Here is an 18,055-nt window from a genome sequence, read left to right on the forward strand (position 1 = left end):
TCTTAAATTTCTCTTTTTTTATAAGCGACTTCAGCCGTGATGTAATTTGCTAACGACACAGCCACAATTTTACTATGGGTCGGATCTAACTGGCGTCCCTGTCCGCCATGGATTACCACCGAGGCTAGCGATAACTGATAACCCTGTAATGCAGTCATTGCATCACTTAGTCCAACCTTAACGATTACACCAATCGGGCGAGCAGAAAACTGATTCATGCCGCCATAGATCAATAAACCGCTGGGCACGTATTTTAAATCAAAATACGGCAGCAGCGTACCCGGATAATTAGCCGATATTGTTTCATGCGCCAGCAGATACCTCTTTATTTGCGAGCGGGAAAAATGACCATAATTCTGTTCAATCAATTTGGCCTGCAGCATTCGCTGATAGAGATTGGATAAGTTTTCTTGTTCTTCTAAACTTGACACAATCACCGTACCCAGCACTTGATCACGTCGATAAAGGCCATTGGCCGGTACAGTTTTCAAGGCAGCTTCTTCTTCAGCTTTATCGCCACCCAAAAAGTGGTCAATCAAAGGCGAGATATCCCATTTAACTGTTTTGTCTGTAAAATAATAAATCATATTCAGCACAGAAAAATACAGCAAGACGACAAAAGCTAATAGGAAAACAATCCCCCAAATCTGACGATTGATGATTAAACGCACACCAACATAAAGGAGGTAAAAGTTAGCGATAAAACCGACGATTGAATAAATACGCCCTCTAGCCTGATTGCGAACACTAAAAAAACCAAGCCATTGATTAATTAAAGCCAGTAAACCAATTCCCATTATTTACCTCCTGCCGGCGGTGTGACAGCTGATGAACTAGTAGTGCTGCTGGCAGCTGGTGCTTTATCAACAGATTGCGAGCTTTCAGACGTACTGCTAGAAGAGCCGCTTGTTTCTGAAGGCGTTTTTTGTGAAGAACTGCTGCTGGACGCTGTGTCTGGCACAGATGAAGAACTGCTGGAAGACAAGTCAGAAGATGACTGCCGATCCGGTCTGGATGAACTCACAGCTGAACTCGTTGACGAACTTTGGCTGGGCGTATAGTTTGTTGGTGCACCACCCTCAGCTGTATGAGTTGTCACATTAGTCACAACATTAACCGCTGATAAAGCAATGATAATCGACACAATAGCCGGGGGTGTTAAAAAAGGCGGAACTCGTTTAGTCATTGATTAAATTATAAGGCGGCTGCAGTTAAACATAAATTAAGTTAAAAAAATTCTAATCAATCACGATTGTGCCCGAAGACACGCGACTGAGCAAGCGATAACTTTTAGCTTCGCCGACAGTACCTAATTTAGCAGAGGATGACTCGATATCATAATCCACTGGTGCGTCAAAAGCATCCTTCAAACGAACTGTACCGGTTTTAGCCGATAACTTGAAAGCAAATTCGTCTTGGCTAGGCAAAACAGCTCTAATCATGCCTGACAACGCGGTCAATTTTAAATCACCGGTTACCTTTTTAAAATCAGCACGCACAACCCCCGACGATAGATTGACACTACCGGCACCGGTTATTTTATTCAGGCGTACCGTGCCCGAGGTGGCTTTAATATCATATTTTGCCGTAACATTGTTCAAACGCAGCGTGCCTGATGAAAAATCTGATCCGAAATAATCGGCCAAGCTATCCGAAACAGATAGGCTGCCGGAATGAAAAGAACAGCCGCTTTCTGAAAAGACTGAATTTGAAATCTTCAAGCTGCCGGAATGAAAGGTGAAATTAGCGGCTGCGTGATTTTTAATCCCCTTTACCAGCATGCTGCCGGATCCAAAGTCGCTATTCAATGTACCTTTATAGCTGTTTGGCAATTCAATCAGCAATTTAGGCAGACGCGTCGTAGAAATAAAAACACCAATACTAATCGAGAATTTTTTTTCTGGTAAATGAATATTTAGATCACCGTTTTGGCTGCTGACTTGAACGATCGGATCATCAGCAGTCTGCGGATTTTTATACTGAGTCAGTTTCAATTTGTCTGAATCTGTCGAGATAATTTTTACAGCATCTGAATGGAATTTGAGATTGATTTTTTCAATCTCGTCTAAGGCAAACTCATCTTCGTAGACAACTTCGCTATCCTGTTGACTGAGGAAATGAAAATTGAATTTAAAAGTCCCGTTTCCTTTTTTTTCACCAATTTGATCGATCACTTTTGTCAGATCGCCCATTTGCAAAAATGCTTTGTCAACAGCTTCCTCATCGCTGAGGTGTTCTTTCTGCTGCAAATCTTTGGCACTTTCTTTGACATCATCGAAAATCTCGTCATGCAAATCATCTAAATCAGCAGTTTTTTCATAGCCTGAAAATAGTCTTGTCAGCTTTTTGTTAATTAAGTCATCCATTCTTCTTCTCCTGCAGCAGCGCATCAACAATTTCTTTTGAAAATTCCCAGTCGGTACGGGATCGATTGAGCTCTTTTTTGCCGCTTTCGGTCAAACTGTAGTATTTGCGGCGCCCGCCTTGATTTTCATCGTCATTGCCGTAGTAGCTTTTCACAAATCCTTGAGCTGATAAACGGCGAAAAACGGTATACAAAGTGGCTTCGTTGAGTTCGTAACGATCATCAGTGATCTGTTTGATCTGTTTGGAAATCTGATAACCATAGGAATCTTCAAACTCTAAAACACTTAATACAATCGCACCTGTCAGTCCGCGAATCATATCTTTCGATATTTCTTGAGCCATTGATCCTCCTCATCCTTCATGTATTAATTTACAGCATATTACTATGTGTGTCAAGGTAATGTGTTTAAAAAATTACCTCAAATATAGCTGTCTGGGAAAATCCGCCGGCAGCGGTGAGGTCACACGCCGCAGCTGCTGATAATCAGTAAATAAATCCGGCAATTCAATACTGGCCGAATGCAGCAGCAGGCGTGGATAATCCGGTCCGCCGTATAGTCGATCACCAATTAACGGGTGGCCGATAGCAGCCAGATGAACTCGGATCTGATGCGTCCGTCCGGTTGCCAGCTGAATACGCAGTAAAGTGTTTTGATAGACAACATGCATTTTGACCCAACGCGTCAGTGCCGGCTGTCCCGATGGATCAACAATACGGACATACGGATTTTTCGGATCCTGGGCAATTGGCAACGTAATAGTGCTGTTTGGCTCAGATAAATGGCCAGATACCCAGGCTAAATAGGTTCTTTTAATGATTTTTTTGGCAATCAGCTGATTCAAAACGGCAGCAGCCAGTGGATTTTTAGCAATCAAAACCAAGCCTGAAGTATCAGTATCGATGCGGTGAACCACATAGGCAGAGGCCGGTAGGCCGTGCGATCGACGGCCGGCTAAGGCAGCTTGAACAAAATTCAATAAGGTATCAGTCTCATTGGGTGAGTGCGGATGCATTTTCATTCCAGCTGGTTTATCAACGATGATGCAATCATCGTTTTCATAAACGATTGAAATCTGCTGCAGATTGTTGGACGGATATACCTGCTGTTTCTCTGAAAAATCATCAGCAGATAATTTAAAACTCAGCTTATCGCAAGCTGCCAATAAAGCTGCTGTCGAAACAGGCTGGCCATTTAAGAAAAGCCGTTTATCCTGCCGCAGCAATCCGCGGACATGCTTGGGGATCAAGAGCAGAGCCAGATACTCTTTGACACTTTTGTTAACAAAATGTTGTGAGATGACAAAATTAAATTGGTAGAATTGCACTATGTTAAAATTTTAGCGCTTCCAGATTTGTGCAGGCGCTTTTTAACATTTAAAGGGATAACGAGGTGCAGATGAAGAGTAAAAATTGGAAAATCAGAGATGTCATTTTAGCAGCATTAGTCGGTGTGGTATTCGGTGCCGTTTATTTTGCCTCAGGCCAGCCATATAACTTGTTTATCAGTATCCTAACGCCTATAGCAACTTTTTTGACCGGCCACTCACTGGCGAGCTCTTTATCGACCTCATTGGTAGCAGCTCAAGTCACAACAGCAGCAACAGTTGGCCTGTTTATGATGGCGGGTCCGATTGCAGCTTTAATTATTAAAAAACCAGGTGTTGCTTTCTTGTCTAATTTGATCGCTTCGGCCGTCGAGATGGTCATCGGGTCGTCTTGGGGAATTACAACTCTGCTATGGGGCATCGAACAAGGTGCTGGCATTGAAATCGGTTTTGCCAGTGTCCGCTATCGGCGGCCAATGGCTGGTCTGTGGCTATCTACAATTACCGGCAGTATTGTTAGTTTTGCTTACCACTACTTTGAGCGTTCTTATTACAAATTCGATGTTAATTATGTGCTGATTTTGTTTGTCATTTGGTTTTTGTCGATCTTTGTTTTTGCGGGCCTGATTAATCTATTAATCTTCAGTCTTTTAAAAAGAACCAAACTTGTGCAATAAACTTATGCTAGAATCAATTTAAAAGAGCTGAATACTTCTATCTGGGGTGCTTGCCTATAGCAAGCTGAGAATTACCCATTGAACCTGTAGGTTAGTACCTGCGTAGGGAGATAACAAAAAGAGTCGTTATCTTTCGGCTCTTTTTGTTATTCTTTGGAGGAATTTTATTTTATGACAGCACACACATCAACAAAAAATTGGCGGATCAGGGATGTCATTTTAATCGGTCTGATCGGTGTGATTTTCGGCATTCTGTTTTTTGCTTTCGGTATCCCTTGGAATACCATGGTCAGCTTGAGCGGTCCTTTGGTCAGCTTGGTCTCTGATCAATCACTTGCACAAACCATCGGGGCTTCGCAAATTTCTGAGCAGGTTGCCACAGCAGCGACAATCGGCCTTTGGGTCATGGCCGGCCCGATTGCCGGTATGATTATCAAAAAACCAGGTGCATCCTTGCTTGGAGAAACCTTAGCCGCCACAGTAGAAATGGCGGTTGGATCAGCTTGGGGCATTTCCGATATTCTCAGCGGCCTCATACAAGGGGCGGGTACAGAAGCAGGTTTTGCCCTGACAGGTTATAAACGTCCTTTTGCCGGATTGTGGCTTTCCACATTGACATCAACAGTTATCACTTTCGGATTTACCTATTTTCAGAATTCGTATAACCGTTTTCCTATCAGCTATACTTTGTCACTTTTTGTCATTTCTTACCTATCGATTTTGATTTTCGCCGGTATTGTGGTCTATCTGATCTACACCATTCTAAAGAAAGCTAAACTGATTAAATAAGTGTCGATAATTGATTTTAAAAATCAAAATATTGAAATTGATGGGCAGACGATTTTGCAAAACATCAACTTGAGTATTAACGCGGGTGACTTTATTTTACTTTCTGGGGCTTCAGGCTCCGGCAAGACAACTTTTATTAATGAACTCGTGGCAAAATATGATAAAACTGCAGCACGTGTTTTTCAAAGCCCTGGCCAGCAGTTTACAATGGAAACACCCTTTTACGAACTGGTCTTTTTGTTGGAAAATCTGCAATATCCAGCCGATCAGATTGAAAACAAAATTAATCAGATCCTGACGGAGTTTCACCTAGAAAACAAAAAAAACCAACTGGTCGATACCTTATCAGGCGGCGAACAGCAGCGGCTGGCTTTGGCAGAAGCCGTCAATCTAGGTACTCAACTCGTTATTTTAGATGAACCTTTTGCCAGTATCGATCGGCAGAGTATCCGGTTTCTGCTTGCCAAAGTGCAGGAATTGCAGCGGCGGGGTCGGACAATTGTGATAGCTGATCACAATCCTTTAATTTACGACGGACTCGCACAGCGCATTTTTCTATTTGATAAGCACACAATTACATCCTTACCAAAAACGGATTTCCGTCAATTCTATGATTCTTTTAAAAGACAGAATCACTTCCATCTAAAAAGTGATTTTCAGTCGGATAGGATTAAAATTGATCGGCTCTCCATCTCTTTTCCCGATCAAATCATTTTTGATCAAGCTTCTGCATTGATACCTGACAAAAGCAGTGTTTTAATTGTTGGTGAAAACGGTACCGGCAAATCGACCTTGTTAAAAGCCATTTCAGGTCTGCAAAAATTTAGCGGCAAAATTACTAGCCGCGGAAAAATTTCACTGGCCTTTCAAAATCCTAGCGACAGTTTTTTAAAAATCACGGTTCAAGAAGAACTGTCCTTAAGCCAGCACAAAAGTTTCCATGAAGCAATGGCTCCCGCCGCCATAGAAGATTGGCTGACGCGTTTATCTTTAAAGGATCGCCTGGATGCTTCAGTTTACACATTATCCGGTGGGGAAAAGAAAAAACTGCAACTTCTGTTGCTTGTGATTCAATCTCCCGACACCATTCTCTTGGATGAGCCTTTTGCCGGACTAGATCAAAAATCTGTCCTTGATTTGATTGCGTTGTTAAAAACTTCAGCGGCTACGAAAATTTTTATTAGTCATCAATTGTTCGCCATGGATCAAATTATTGACCATGCTTATCAAATTCAAGATCACAAACTCATCAGATTGGCGGAATTATCATGAGAGCGTCCTTAAAATTCCTTCTTGTTCTTGCACTTGCAATTGAGCTGGCCTTTGTGAGGTCCTTATGGCTGAACCTAGCCATCACGGCATGTGCCTTAATCTACGTTATTTATAAGAAAATTTCTTTTAAAAGAATTCTTTGGTTAATTATTGTCGGTATTCTCCCTTTTGTCGGGGGCTGGTTTATGTATTACACCATGAGCCCAGACCATTCAAAAACCTTTGCTTGGATTATGGCGACGCGTGTGTACGCCTATATTTTTCTCGGTAGTGTGCTAGCCTTCAGCCAGTCGATGACCGCTTTAATGCGTGGTTTTGAACAAGACTTGCATGTCAATCCGACTTTTGTTTATGGAATTTTAGGGGCCTTGAATTTCTTGCCAAAAATGACCCGTCAAATTAAGATCATTCGTGCATCTGCCAAAATGCGTGGTGTGCGTTTAACTGTCTTTTCCCCGCAGTTATATGTAAAAGCCATTTATAATTCATTTGTCTGGTCAAACAATCTCAGTCAGGCTATGTATGCCCACGGTTTTTTGGAAGGGAAGAAACGCAGCCATTATCATCATGAATCAATTCATGCGAAAGAAATTTACCTATTTATTCTGATTCTTGTCCTAAGTATTTTAATTGCATTGATAAAATGAACTTGTGTTCAAACAGTTGCAAACAATTCTTTTAAGTAGCGGCATTAATCCTGTCATACCGCTAGGGTTGGCGCTGATTTTTCTGCTCTTAGCAGTTTTTGTCTCGCACCTCAATCGCTATTCTCTCAAGTGCGGCTGGTTTTTAAACTTATCCCTTTATTCTCTGCTGGTTTTTTTCCTGTTGGCCTCGGCTGATCGGGGGTTGCTGGCCTTTACTGTCGTTTCAATTGCTATCGGCATACTCGCAGCTGCCATTATCGGCCTAGCCCTCTATTCCGCACTAACGCTGGTTGCTTGGAGCTTTAGGCTATCAGCCAACAAGAAATACCGCTCACGATATCATTTCGCGACCGATTTGGTTATTTTCATTTTTACAGTCATCTGTATACTGCTAATCATGGATTTTTTCCAGATCAAACTGCCAGCTGCTTGGGCAGCGTTGCTTGCCTTTGCCCCGCTATTTACGATTTATTTAGCTTTTGTATTCGCTAATTTTCTAACACAGACATTTTTAATTAATTGGCAGGGCCATCGTGCCGCCAGGCAAGCTGGCAGCTATGATTATGTGATTATCTTGGGAGCTGGATTAATCAACGGCAAGCAAATTTCTGCCAGTTTGGCCCAACGCATCAAAACAGTCATCTTTTTTGCACAAAATCACGGACAAGCAATAATTCTTGCTTCTGGCGGAAAAGGCAGCGATGAAAAACTCAGTGAGGCGGCGGCCATCGGCCAGGAACTACTCAAGGCTGGTTACCCGGAAAATAAAATTCGTTACGAAAATTCATCCACGAACACACGTGAAAACTTTAAAAATTCCCTGCAGCTCATTAGCCAAGAACATCATAATAGTGAATCGCTACAGCTGGCCTTTGTTAGTAACTCTTATCATTTGACCAGGGCCGCATACCTTGCCAAAAAACAAAAGATCAAAATCACGGCCATTCCGGCAAAAACGCCTAAAAATTATATCGCTTCCGGATGGTTTCGAGAATTTGCTGCCATGCTGTTGATAAAAAAACGTCAACAGATGGTCGTGCTATTATTGTTCTTGTTTGCCAGTTTATTTTTGGCGATGTTAATCTGGTTTTTCTAATGCTGAAAACACATCAAATAAATACAAAACTGATTTGGTACGAGGTGCAAGATCCCAGCCAAGCAGAACAGGATCAATTAATCAAACTGGGCGTGACCCGTGAGATGCTTTTTTATGCCTTGGATCCAAATGAATCGGCCCGTACTGAAATCGATTCGGTTAGCGGAAATTCACTGATTGTCTTTGATATTATCACACCAAATTCCCGCTTGGCTGCCACAGAGCCAGTTGGCATGCTGATTGATAAAAAAGGCAATTTTTATACCATTGCTCGTTCGACAACGACCAGAATTTCTGAAAAACTGTTTGCTACAGCCAGGGAAAATTATCCCGACAAAAGCCATTTGACAGCAATAGATATCTTTTTAAATACCAGTTCAGTTTTAATTGCAGAATACATCAGCACAATTACAACCGTGAACCGGCGGCGGAACGTCATTCAATCTAATCTCAGACAAAAAATTCAATCTGGTGCCATTTCATCTTTAATGGAATTGGAAACACAAATGATTTATATGCTGGATTCTTTGAGAACTGATCGGACAGCCATTTCACGACTGCAAGCCTATTTGGGCGGTCAGGTAGATGATCGGCAAAAAGAATACTTTGCCGATGTACTTGTCGAGAACACGCAAGCTGTTGACATGGCAAATCAAGCAGCTGAAGTGATTGGCGCTATTTCAGGTGCCTATACCAATTTGAACAATCAGCGTTTGGACAAGTCATTAAGAATTTTGACAATGCTGCAAGCATTAATGGCTGTACCGACAATTGTGACAGGCTTTTACGGGATGAATATGAAACTGCCCTTTACGAATATGCCCTATTCTTGGCTGCTGACTTTTGCAATTACAGGACTATTAATCATTGTCGAAATCTATATTTTAATCAAAGCACATTTTTTCGACCGCTAAAAAAGACGTCTTACGGCGTCTTTTTTATTTCGTCCGTCCTGCCGAATCATCAGGATTGTGATACTGGATTCGAGCCCAATTAGAAGGCTTAAAATATTGTTCTGGTGCATCAGTCTTATAGAGGCTAGCTGTGGTTTTATCATTATTTTTCGACCAAAGAGAAGTGGACTTTTTGCCTAAAATACGATTTTGCCTATTCAATTGCTGGCGTGTGTTGCGGATACCATAGTCATATCTTTTAGGATCAACATCTGTAAAACCTTGAGGGTGATAAAAACGCATCAAATCTTTATAGGTTAATTGGTCTGACAAAGACAGTTCGTCGCTGACTTGGTCTTGCCATTTTTTCACTTGGTTAGCAAGTTTTGGTAACATGGTTTTTTCGTCAATCGGCTGTCCACTGGCATTGTCCCATAATTTTCCGCCAGTATAAGTATATTTGGGTGTCACAAAATCCTGATCACGAAAGGCCACTAACTGTTGATGCTGCTTGCTAAGCAGATCCTGGCCAAATTGGAGATAACGTTTGTTGGATATTCCCAATAAATGTTCCAAAGTTGGTAAGGCATCTATCTCACCACCGTAGGTTGGATCGATGTGCCCGACTTTACTGCCCGGAATATCAATCATATAAGGTACACGCTGCAATTGCGCGTCGTCGTTTGCTGTCCAGGTTGCTGGATCGCGGCCGAAAACAGTGGCTAAGGTTTTATTTTCCGAATTTGAAATGCCGTAATGGTCACCGTACAAAACAATGATGGATTTTTTCAAAAGGCCGGCTTTGTCCAAATAAGCATAAAATTCTTTGATAGATTGATCCAAATAATGGTTCGTTAAAAAGTAATTATCAATAATCGGATCGCCGGTCGCGGTTGTCTGGAATTTAGGGTCTTGATCAATTTTATCGAGTTGAAACGGATAATGGTTAGTCACAGTCAGGTATTTAACGTAAAAGGGCTGCTGCATTTTTTCCAGATACGGAACGGAATCCTTAAAAAGGAGCTTATCTTTCAGACCCCAGCCCTCCGATTTATACCCGCTAACATCGAAATAAGAGGCGTCAAGAAAATGCTGATAGCCTAGTGATTTATAAACGACATTCCGGTTCCAAAAAGAAGCAACGTTTCCATGAAAAACGGCTGTTGAATAGCCCCTGCGCTGATTGATGATAGCTGGCATAGCCTGAAAGGTATTGGTTGCATATTTGTTAAATAGTGATCCCGTCGGCAGGCCGAATGTCGATGTTTCTAACATATTTTCCGCGTCTGAAGTTTTCCCTTGTCCTACCTGGTGGAAAAAATTGGAAAAAGCGATTGTATCTTTGCCGTGGTAAAGGGAATTCAAAAAAGGCGTGACTTCCTGACCATTAATTTTCAAGTCGATTGCAAACTGCTGAAAGGATTCCAAATGGATATAAATAACGTTGCGTCCTTTGGCAATTCCGAAATATTTCTTGTTCGGTTTGGCGTAATGTGATCGAATAAATTGTTTAATTGGATTTAAATCGCTTGGTTTAGCAGAATTTCTCAGGGTATTGATCTGCACAGTATTAATCGCGTCTTGTACCGTGTAAAAATTGATTCCCATGTATTTCACAAAATATGTATCATCAAAACCACGTGTCAGCAATTGTGGACGCGAGCAGTCAGCTAAAAATAAATTAAAACATAAAGCCAAAAAACCTAAAGACAAAGCTAGAAAAGAGTGTTGCTTGCTCACTGATTTTTCCTGCATCCTAACTCGTCTCAATAGCAGCAAAACGATGATAACGATCAGGTCCAGCCAGTAAAATGGATCCTGAAAATGCATGAGAGACAAAGATGCGCTCCCAAGGCCTTGGTTCACTTTGGAATAGCCCAGCATCACATTAACTGATACAAAACTAGTCATTTCTCGATAGTAAATACAGTTAATATACAAAAGGAGCGTCAGCAGTGCGTCAACGCTCAAAGCCGTGATATAGAAAGGCAGTTTGTGCTTAATGAATGAAACAAGTGAAAAGATAATGATCATCGTGGCCAGAGGATTAATGATCATAATAAAAAATTGGAAAGGATCAGCCGCACCAAGACCGGCAAAATCTGAAAAGTAGGCTAATAACGTTTTTGCCCAAAAAAATAAGGTCAGCAGCCATAGGAAGGCAGCGCGACTACGATTAGGATTGAAACGATTAATAATATGGCCGGCAAAAATTTTGAGAGCTGAAGTCATTGTTTATCATTATAACGCCGAACAAAAAGACGGGTATTAAATGTGGGCAATCAAAGTTGCTGAAAAGTCATTTAAATCCATCTTAATTTGCTCATCAAAACGGTTGATTGTTGTCGAATCAATGTCCATCACACCGATTTTTTGGCCATCAGCTTTTGTCAGCGGCAAGACAATTTCGGCATTTGAGGCTGGATCACATGCAATATGTCCGGCAAACTGATGAACGTTCGGTACAATGATAATCTGTTGTTTGGCGAATGCGGTCCCTACAACGCCCTTTCCTTGGGCAATCCGTGGCGTGGCCGGCAAGCCTTGAAAGGGACCTAGGACTAAATCGCCATCCTCCTTAGAAAACAGATAAAAACCGGCCCAGTTAATGTCCTCGACAAATTGGAATAATACAGCTGCCGCATTGGCCAAATTGGCCGTCGTATCCTTTTCGTCTTCGTAAGCGGCCAAAAATACTTTGCTTAAAGTTGTATCAGCTTTTAATTCAGTCATGAAATTCTCCTAGATTCAAACTTGTGGAATGGGCTGGGCCGCCGCGTTCGGGATCAAAATAATTGACAGCCGAGTTGACAGCTGTTGGTACTTCGCCAAAACCGCTGGCGATAATATCCGCTTTTCCGGCATAACTGCTGGCATCCCCGACCGCAAAAATGCCTGGAATTGAGGTCATTTGTGTGGGATCAGTCACAAAACCATTGTTAATTTTGACTGGCAGCGTCTCCCATAAGTCCAAGCTGGCCGATGAGGCAGTAAATCCGTACCCAACAACCAATTGATCGGTCACAATAGTCTGCAAGCGGTCATCGTCAATATTCTGCATTTGAATTGCCAAACGACCGTCTGATATTTGAAGACCGACAATTTTATTAGGCGTTTCAAAAGTTGCCAGCGGGTTTTGCTGTAATTTGGTAATTGAGGATTCTAGCGCTCTGAAGCGATCCCGACGATGAATCAGATGTACCTGTTTACCGTGCTCGATTAATTCCAGTGCATAATCGACTGCTGTATTGCCGCCGCCGACCACAGTGAAATCCTGATATGGGCTTTTAGCCAGATTCGGCAGCAGATATCGCATCCTGCCGGCTTGGAACGTTTCCTCAGCACCAGGTACAGACAATTTACGGGGGCTAAAAGAACCATTTCCGCTGGCAATAATGACTGATTTAGCTGTAATCAAAGCATGATTATTAATTTCTAATTCAAATTGACTATCTTGTTTTCTTAAATTCGTGACATTGGAGTTCAAAAAAGTTTTGCCATCAATCAGATTAGCCTGCTCCTGTAATTTTTTGACAAGATCACGGCCAGAAATACCGGGAAAACCAGCCACATCCAAAATATTTTTCTCAGGATAAAGAGCTGTAATCTGCCCGCCCAATTGCGGTGTCGCCTCAATCAAAGCCGTTTTCAATTCACGCAGACCGGCATAATATTGCGCAAAAAGACCCACTGGACCAGCACCAATTATTGCAAGATCAAATAAATCGTTTGCCATTAATCCACCACGATTCTTTTCAAACGGTCCGAGAAAGCAACTGTAATTTTCCAAGGCGGCACACCTGAATGCTTATGCAGATCATATAAGGTATTTTCTTCGCTGCCATCTTTGCCGATCAAAGTCACTTCGGTCCCGATTGGATATTCTTTTGGCAGCAAAACCATCATCTGATCCATTGCAACCTGGCCTATTTGTCGGCAGCGCTGGCCATCAATCAGAAGCGAAAAGTCCTGATATTCAGCCAGCCAGCCATCCCCGTATCCAATCGGAATCGTGCCGATCCAACTGTCTTTATCTGTCACAAATTTAGATCCATAACTAATGCCTTCGCCGGCGGGAATTTTCTTGACAAAATTCAAAGCTGATTTTAATTGAAAAACAGCCTTTAATTTGTCGATTGGGCCAAGTTCTCCCTCTGAGGGTTCAACACCGTAAACCACTGTACCGACTCGAGCAATATTGTTGCATCCAGGCAATTCATCGGCGTGATACATAGCCGCGCCTGAATTCATGACGTGCACAAATTCAGGCATCGGCAAACCCTTTGTCATATCATACCAGCGCTGCTTCTGTTTTTGAAAATAACGATCATCAACATTATCCGAACTGGCAAAATGCGTATAAATCCCCTGATACTTAAAATGGTCCTCATGTGCTTTTAAATAATCAATTTCATCCTGCAGCGCCTGTCTGTCGCGAACCCCAATCCGGTTCATGCCTGTATCGACAGCTAAGTTGACTGCCAAACACTGATCACCTAACAACTTGTCTGCCTGCTTTAACCAATCCAAAGAAGGCACAGTCGTTAAAAAACCGTACTTAGCGGCCAGAGGCGCGTCTGCAACATCTGTCGGCCCTAAAATGAGGATGAAATCGTTCAAACCCGCTTTACGAATCGCGATACCCTCATCAATCTCAGCCACGGCCACACCATCGATTCCTGCTTGTTTGGCTAATTTTGACACCAAAAGCAGCCCATGCCCATAAGCATTAGACTTGACTGCCAGCCATAATAATTTGGCACCAGAGACTTTTTTTACATATTGAACGTTATAAGCCAGAGCAGATTTGGAAAATTCCAAACGAGTCGGCCGATGTATCGCTTCTACCATAAGGGCAATTATATAATGAAGCCGTCTTTTTTTCTAAAATTTATTAACAATCCAAACAATTTTCAGCCTTGTATAAGACCATTTTAGATTTTGCAAAACAGCCTATAATTAAGTGATTATGTCAGATAACGAAAAATTAATTATTGCCAGCCAGTTCGGACCTGGCAAAGTTCTTGATGATGCTATGAAAATCCGCCGAGCTGTCTTTATGCTGGAAGAAAATGTCAGCCCAGCAGACGAGATAGACGGGCAAGATGGCCATTGTCTGCATTATGTCGGCTATGTGCAGGACTGGCAGCCGGCCACGACCAGCAGAATCTACACAGTGAATCATGATAGCTGGCACATTGGGCGTGTTGCAACTTTCAAAAATTTTCGTGGAAAAGGATTTGCCAGCCAATTATTGAAACAGATTGAAATCGACGCCAAAAAACAACATATAAAAAAACTTGAGCTGGAGGCTCAAGTTCATGCAATTTCTTTTTATGAAAATTTAGGATACGCCGCCTATGGCGACATCTTTTTGGATGCTAACATTCAGCACCGCAAGATGCAAAAAATACTGACAGCCTAAAACTTAATCGCTTTCAAATCCGCGGTGGTATCTATTTTGAAATAATGGGCTGACGCTGCCGTTTTCTTGGACAGCCGTGATGGCTCTAGCAAACAAATCATCGGCGCTGACAATCTGCAGCTTGTCAAAACGCTTGGATTCTGGAATATCAATCGAATCGGTCACGATCACGTGATCAAAATCAGAATGCTGCAGTAATTGCGGTGCATCGCCCGATAGCAAGGCATGGCTGGCAACAACAATAATCTTCTTGGCACCCTTTGCTCTTAACAATTTGGCACCTTCAACAATCGTATGCCCTGTATCGATCATATCGTCAATGATGATGGCGGTCTTCCCATCGACGTCTCCGATTAAATTCAAAACTTCGACCGTGTTCTTCTTATCAACAGGACGGCGCTTATCAATCACAGCATAAGAATCCGGCAGACCCAAAAACTGGTTCAGTTCCCTAGCTCGACGGACACCGCCATGGTCTGGTGAAACAACAACTGAATTTTCTGGATCAATCAAGTGGTTGGATAATAAATAATCAGCCAAGATTGGCGCACCCATCAAATGATCGACAGGAATATCGAAAAATCCTTGAATTTGAGATGCGTGCAGGTCAAAGGCGATCACACGTGTGGCACCAGCTTGTTCCAGATGATCGGCAATAATACGTGCAGCAATTGATTCTCGACTGCGCGCCTTTCGATCCTGCCTAGCATAACCGTAATAAGGCATCACAATGTTAATTGCATGAGCCGAAGCTCGTCTCAAAGCATCAACCGCGATGAATAATTCCATAATGTTGTCATTTACGCTGGCATGCGGTGAAGCGGCCGTCGGTGCAATCACGAAGACATTGTCTCCGCGTACCGAATTATTAATGTTCAAGCGAATTTCACCATCCGCGAATCGATCCAAATTAACATCGGCCAAAGGTTGATGCAGACGTTTTGCGATTTTCTCAGCCAGCGGCAGATTGGCAGAAAGTGCCATTAAAACCATGCGATGTTCATTAGCAGTCATATATTAAAGCCCCTCTGTTTTTAAGTATATCAGCCAATTAAAGGGAAAGACTATAATGTAAGATATGAACGAGGAACTTCAAAATAAATTAAAAAAGGCCGCTGCAGTTCGAGTAGCCGATTACGTGAAAGACGGTATGATAGTCGGCCTTGGCAGTGGTTCGACTGTCCGGATGCTTGTCGATGAACTTGGCCAGCGTGTTCAAGAAGAGGGTCTGCAATTCACAGCCGTTGCCACTTCCATTTTAACTGCGACGCAAGCTAAAAAATTAGGTATCAAGGTTGTTGATTTGGATTCAGTTGACAGTATTGATCTCACGATAGACGGTGCTGATCAAGTGGACAGCAATTTTAACGGTATCAAAGGCGGCGGCGGCAACTTGCTGTGGGAGAAAATCGTTGCCATCAATTCCAAAAAAATTGTCTGGGTAGTCGATGAATCTAAAATTGTCGACACAATTGGTGCCTTTCCTTTGGCGGTCGACGTAATTCCATTTGGCAGCCAGCATGTTCTCGCAAAATTCAACCAGGCAGGTTTTGAGCCGGTGATTCGAAAAGATCAAGCGGGCCATGTATTTAAAACAGACTCCAATAATATTATTTTGGATTTGCATCTGCACAAGATCACACAACCGGTCGAACTGGCAGATGAATTAATCAAAACTGTTGGCGTGGTTGAACACGGCCTTTTCCTTAATATGGTTAGCGAAGTTGTTGTCGGTAAAGAAAGCGGCCCAGAAGTATTAGTTAACCCGAATCTTGGTTAGTTTAGCTTACAAAGACTTTCTTTTTCGCTTTTTGTTATGTCATAATGGTTGCCAATATGGGAAAGCAAGTTGACTTACACATTTTTAACGCCAAAATTTTGGATGTCTTTAACCAAAAATTTGAAGATACAGATTTATGGATTGATCATGGAGCTGTCTATTTCCGTGGTAAATCAGAAAAACTAACAGCTGCTCACGATTTTGACGCAGAAGGCAAATATATTGTGCCGGGTTTGATAGATGCTCATTTACACATCGAATCATCACTTTTGGCACCATCAGAATTAGCCAAACTGGAATTAGCGCACGGTGTCACTCGAATTTTCGCCGACCCGCATGAAATAGGGTCTGTCTCGGGTGTCTCTGGGCTTTTTTATATGATTGAAGAAGCCAGAAACACGCCTCTGCATATTCACTACATGCTGCCAAGTTCGGTTCCAGCCACAAATTTCGAACACGCAGGTGCTGTTTTACACGCCGATGCCTTAAAACCTTTTTACGGTTTCCCAGAAATCAATGGTTTAGCCGAGGTCATGGATTTTCCAGCCGTCGAAAACCAAGATCCAGACATGTTACAAAAAATTAAAGATGCTCAAGCAGCAGGCCACCACGCCGATGGACACGGGTCAGGCTTAACGCGTGAACAATTAGCTGTTTACAGAGCTGTCGGAATTGACACCGATCACGAAAGCACATCCGGCAAGGAAGCCTTAGAAAGAATCCAATCCGGTATGAAGGTTTTTATCCGTGAAGGAACTGTTGAACGCGATGAAAAATCAATTCTACCGGTTGTCCATAAAAACAATCAGTCCTATTTCTCTTTTTGCACGGATGATAAATCCGCGATTGATGTTCAAAAAGAAGGATCAATCGACAATAACGTCCGTTTAGCAATTGATGAAGGCATTCCAGCTGAAAGAGCTTTTACAATTGCCAGTTATAATGCCGCCGTGGCACAACATTTGGAAAATGTCGGTGCGCTGACAGACGGCTATATTGCCGACTTAGTTTTGACGTCAGATCCCAAGAATTTCCAGGCCGAGAAAGTCATGACCGCCGGTAAATGGGTAGACAAACTCGATTCCAAAGTATTGACTTTTACCAGTCCGGCTATCAGTGCACATCTAACTCTGGATGATCTCAAGTTGCCTTTAAAAAGTGATCGCGCTCACGTCATTAATGTCCAGCCTCATCATATTACAACGCAGCATACTGTGGAGACCGTTTCTCGTGATGAAACAGGTAATTTTGTTGCCGATGAGGACTATGCAAAAATTGTCGTGGCCGAACGCTACCATAATTTAGGTCATGGATTGGGTATTATTCACGGCTTTAATCTTAAAGAAGGTGCAATCGGATCAACCATTGCTCACGATTCACATAACATGATTATCGCTGGTGTTGATGACAAGGCTATGATTATCGCCTACGATCGCTTAAAGCGCATGGGCGGCGGCTTGATTTTGGTTAACAAAGATGGTTTTGCTCGTGAACTGCCTCTTGAAATTGGGGGCTTAATGTCTAATAAGCCGTACCAAGAAGTGATTGATAAACAAAAGAAACTGCTATCGGCATTCAAAGACATATCAGATGATATTAATTTTGATCCTTTCCTCACGCTCTCTTTCATGGCTCTGCCAGTTATTCCAAGCTTAAAGATCACGGATCAAGGCCTCTTCGATGTTGACCAATTCAAGTTTATTGATATTAATGCCGACTAAAAGATTGTCAACACAACATATATGATCATAGAAAAAGCTCGCACAACATTGAGTGCGAGCTT

At 42.3% G+C, this 18,055-nt stretch carries 19 protein-coding genes and 1 riboswitch; of the genes, 9 read left to right on the forward strand and 10 right to left on the reverse strand.

Features of this window, described 5'->3' with window-relative positions; all coding sequences use genetic code 11:
• Window positions 1-2 precede the first annotated feature (2 nt).
• From ABF487_RS02185 to ABF487_RS02205, 5 genes are all read right to left on the reverse strand, one after another.
• Window positions 3-797, reverse strand: a complete 795-nt coding sequence (locus ABF487_RS02185) for a DUF6681 family protein (protein WP_007744728.1) — start codon at window positions 795-797, stop codon at window positions 3-5.
• Window positions 797-1,186 (reverse strand): hypothetical protein, encoded by a 390-nt coding sequence (locus ABF487_RS02190; protein ID WP_036593678.1) that lies wholly within the window; start codon window positions 1,184-1,186, stop codon window positions 797-799. Before ABF487_RS02190 ends, ABF487_RS02185 begins: the two co-directional genes overlap by 1 nt.
• Before the next feature lie 52 nt (window positions 1,187-1,238).
• The gene (locus tag ABF487_RS02195) at window positions 1,239-2,366 is read right to left on the reverse strand and encodes a DUF4097 family beta strand repeat-containing protein (RefSeq protein ID WP_415634347.1); all 1,128 of its coding nucleotides are present in this window, start codon (window positions 2,364-2,366) and stop codon (window positions 1,239-1,241) included.
• Window positions 2,359-2,709 (reverse strand): PadR family transcriptional regulator, encoded by a 351-nt coding sequence (locus ABF487_RS02200; protein ID WP_007744732.1) that lies wholly within the window; start codon window positions 2,707-2,709, stop codon window positions 2,359-2,361. Before ABF487_RS02200 ends, ABF487_RS02195 begins: the two co-directional genes overlap by 8 nt.
• A gap of 72 nt (window positions 2,710-2,781) precedes the next feature.
• A complete protein-coding gene (locus ABF487_RS02205; RefSeq protein WP_415634348.1) occupies window positions 2,782-3,693 on the reverse strand; it encodes an RluA family pseudouridine synthase in 912 nt (303 codons plus the stop codon).
• Window positions 3,694-3,764: 71 nt separating this feature from the next.
• Between ABF487_RS02205 and ABF487_RS02210 the strand changes: the two genes are divergently transcribed.
• The 6 genes from ABF487_RS02210 (at window position 3,765) to ABF487_RS02235 (ending at window position 9,088) form a co-directional block, all read left to right on the forward strand.
• On the forward strand, window positions 3,765-4,370 hold the full coding sequence (locus ABF487_RS02210; RefSeq protein ID WP_415634349.1) for an ECF transporter S component: 606 nt from the start codon (window positions 3,765-3,767) through the stop codon (window positions 4,368-4,370).
• 32 nt (window positions 4,371-4,402) lie between these two features.
• A riboswitch (TPP riboswitch) is annotated at window positions 4,403-4,496 on the forward strand.
• A 45-nt stretch (window positions 4,497-4,541) separates the two neighbouring features.
• On the forward strand, window positions 4,542-5,159 hold the full coding sequence (locus ABF487_RS02215) for an ECF transporter S component (RefSeq protein ID WP_007744736.1): 618 nt from the start codon (window positions 4,542-4,544) through the stop codon (window positions 5,157-5,159).
• Window positions 5,160-6,431 carry an ATP-binding cassette domain-containing protein gene (locus tag ABF487_RS02220; protein ID WP_415634350.1) on the forward strand — a complete coding sequence of 424 codons (1,272 nt, stop codon included), beginning with the start codon at window positions 5,160-5,162 and terminating at the stop codon, window positions 6,429-6,431.
• Complete coding sequence (locus ABF487_RS02225) at window positions 6,428-7,078, forward strand: energy-coupling factor transporter transmembrane component T family protein (protein ID WP_007744738.1); 651 nt, start codon at window positions 6,428-6,430, stop codon at window positions 7,076-7,078. The genes ABF487_RS02220 and ABF487_RS02225 overlap by 4 nt, the downstream gene beginning before the upstream one ends.
• A gap of 4 nt (window positions 7,079-7,082) precedes the next feature.
• Window positions 7,083-8,174 carry a YdcF family protein gene (locus ABF487_RS02230; RefSeq protein ID WP_415634351.1) on the forward strand — a complete coding sequence of 364 codons (1,092 nt, stop codon included), beginning with the start codon at window positions 7,083-7,085 and terminating at the stop codon, window positions 8,172-8,174.
• Complete coding sequence (locus tag ABF487_RS02235; protein ID WP_263779380.1) at window positions 8,174-9,088, forward strand: magnesium transporter CorA family protein; 915 nt, start codon at window positions 8,174-8,176, stop codon at window positions 9,086-9,088. The genes ABF487_RS02230 and ABF487_RS02235 overlap by 1 nt, the downstream gene beginning before the upstream one ends.
• 24 nt (window positions 9,089-9,112) lie before the next feature.
• Here the strand turns inward: ABF487_RS02235 and ABF487_RS02240 are convergent, their stop codons facing one another.
• The 4 genes from ABF487_RS02240 to alr are packed head-to-tail and all read right to left on the reverse strand — an operon-like array spanning window position 9,113 to window position 13,918.
• On the reverse strand, window positions 9,113-11,299 hold the full coding sequence (locus ABF487_RS02240) for an LTA synthase family protein (RefSeq protein WP_007744741.1): 2,187 nt from the start codon (window positions 11,297-11,299) through the stop codon (window positions 9,113-9,115).
• A 36-nt stretch (window positions 11,300-11,335) separates the two neighbouring features.
• Window positions 11,336-11,800, reverse strand: coding sequence for a GAF domain-containing protein (locus ABF487_RS02245; protein ID WP_415634352.1), 465 nt, complete (start codon window positions 11,798-11,800; stop codon window positions 11,336-11,338).
• The gene (locus ABF487_RS02250; protein WP_415634353.1) at window positions 11,793-12,803 is read right to left on the reverse strand and encodes an NAD(P)/FAD-dependent oxidoreductase; all 1,011 of its coding nucleotides are present in this window, start codon (window positions 12,801-12,803) and stop codon (window positions 11,793-11,795) included. Before ABF487_RS02250 ends, ABF487_RS02245 begins: the two co-directional genes overlap by 8 nt.
• Window positions 12,803-13,918, reverse strand: a complete 1,116-nt coding sequence (alr, locus tag ABF487_RS02255) for an alanine racemase (protein ID WP_415634354.1) — start codon at window positions 13,916-13,918, stop codon at window positions 12,803-12,805. Before alr ends, ABF487_RS02250 begins: the two co-directional genes overlap by 1 nt.
• A 118-nt stretch (window positions 13,919-14,036) precedes the next feature.
• Here alr and ABF487_RS02260 point away from each other — a divergent pair, with 118 nt between their 5' ends.
• The gene (locus tag ABF487_RS02260; protein WP_415625912.1) at window positions 14,037-14,492 is read left to right on the forward strand and encodes a GNAT family N-acetyltransferase; all 456 of its coding nucleotides are present in this window, start codon (window positions 14,037-14,039) and stop codon (window positions 14,490-14,492) included.
• Between the two features lie 3 nt (window positions 14,493-14,495).
• Here ABF487_RS02260 and ABF487_RS02265 read toward each other — a convergent pair whose 3' ends face one another.
• Window positions 14,496-15,506 (reverse strand): ribose-phosphate diphosphokinase, encoded by a 1,011-nt coding sequence (locus ABF487_RS02265; protein WP_007744747.1) that lies wholly within the window; start codon window positions 15,504-15,506, stop codon window positions 14,496-14,498.
• A 64-nt stretch (window positions 15,507-15,570) separates the two neighbouring features.
• On the opposite strand from ABF487_RS02265, the gene rpiA reads away from it, so the two are divergent.
• Together rpiA and ade are read left to right on the forward strand one after the other, a co-directional pair.
• Window positions 15,571-16,272, forward strand: coding sequence for a ribose-5-phosphate isomerase RpiA (gene rpiA, locus ABF487_RS02270; protein ID WP_263779377.1), 702 nt, complete (start codon window positions 15,571-15,573; stop codon window positions 16,270-16,272).
• Window positions 16,273-16,328: 56 nt separating this feature from the next.
• The gene (gene ade, locus ABF487_RS02275; protein ID WP_415634355.1) at window positions 16,329-17,993 is read left to right on the forward strand and encodes an adenine deaminase; all 1,665 of its coding nucleotides are present in this window, start codon (window positions 16,329-16,331) and stop codon (window positions 17,991-17,993) included.
• Window positions 17,994-18,055 lie beyond the last annotated feature (62 nt).

Origin of the sequence: Oenococcus sp., from assembly GCF_047725585.1 — a bacterium.
Lineage (GTDB): Bacteria > Bacillota > Bacilli > Lactobacillales > Lactobacillaceae > Oenococcus > Oenococcus kitaharae_A.

Bases quoted from the DNA above. Each gene is read 5' to 3' on its own strand.
- ABF487_RS02185 (WP_007744728.1), bottom strand. From the start codon at position 797: ATGGGAATTGGTTTACTGGCTTTAATTAATCAATGGCTTGGTTTTTTT.
- ABF487_RS02190 (WP_036593678.1), bottom strand. From the start codon at position 1,186: ATGACTAAACGAGTTCCGCCTTTTTTAACACCCCCGGCTATTGTGTCG.
- ABF487_RS02195 (WP_415634347.1), bottom strand. From the start codon at position 2,366: ATGGATGACTTAATTAACAAAAAGCTGACAAGACTATTTTCAGGCTAT.
- ABF487_RS02200 (WP_007744732.1), bottom strand. From the start codon at position 2,709: ATGGCTCAAGAAATATCGAAAGATATGATTCGCGGACTGACAGGTGCG.
- ABF487_RS02210 (WP_415634349.1), top strand. From the start codon at position 3,765: ATGAAGAGTAAAAATTGGAAAATCAGAGATGTCATTTTAGCAGCATTA.
- ABF487_RS02215 (WP_007744736.1), top strand. From the start codon at position 4,542: ATGACAGCACACACATCAACAAAAAATTGGCGGATCAGGGATGTCATT.
- ABF487_RS02225 (WP_007744738.1), top strand. From the start codon at position 6,428: ATGAGAGCGTCCTTAAAATTCCTTCTTGTTCTTGCACTTGCAATTGAG.
- ABF487_RS02235 (WP_263779380.1), top strand. From the start codon at position 8,174: ATGCTGAAAACACATCAAATAAATACAAAACTGATTTGGTACGAGGTG.
- ABF487_RS02240 (WP_007744741.1), bottom strand. From the start codon at position 11,299: ATGACTTCAGCTCTCAAAATTTTTGCCGGCCATATTATTAATCGTTTC.
- ABF487_RS02245 (WP_415634352.1), bottom strand. From the start codon at position 11,800: ATGACTGAATTAAAAGCTGATACAACTTTAAGCAAAGTATTTTTGGCC.
- ABF487_RS02250 (WP_415634353.1), bottom strand. From the start codon at position 12,803: ATGGCAAACGATTTATTTGATCTTGCAATAATTGGTGCTGGTCCAGTG.
- alr (WP_415634354.1), bottom strand. From the start codon at position 13,918: ATGGTAGAAGCGATACATCGGCCGACTCGTTTGGAATTTTCCAAATCT.
- ABF487_RS02260 (WP_415625912.1), top strand. From the start codon at position 14,037: ATGTCAGATAACGAAAAATTAATTATTGCCAGCCAGTTCGGACCTGGC.
- ABF487_RS02265 (WP_007744747.1), bottom strand. From the start codon at position 15,506: ATGACTGCTAATGAACATCGCATGGTTTTAATGGCACTTTCTGCCAAT.
- rpiA (WP_263779377.1), top strand. From the start codon at position 15,571: ATGAACGAGGAACTTCAAAATAAATTAAAAAAGGCCGCTGCAGTTCGA.
- ade (WP_415634355.1), top strand. From the start codon at position 16,329: ATGGGAAAGCAAGTTGACTTACACATTTTTAACGCCAAAATTTTGGAT.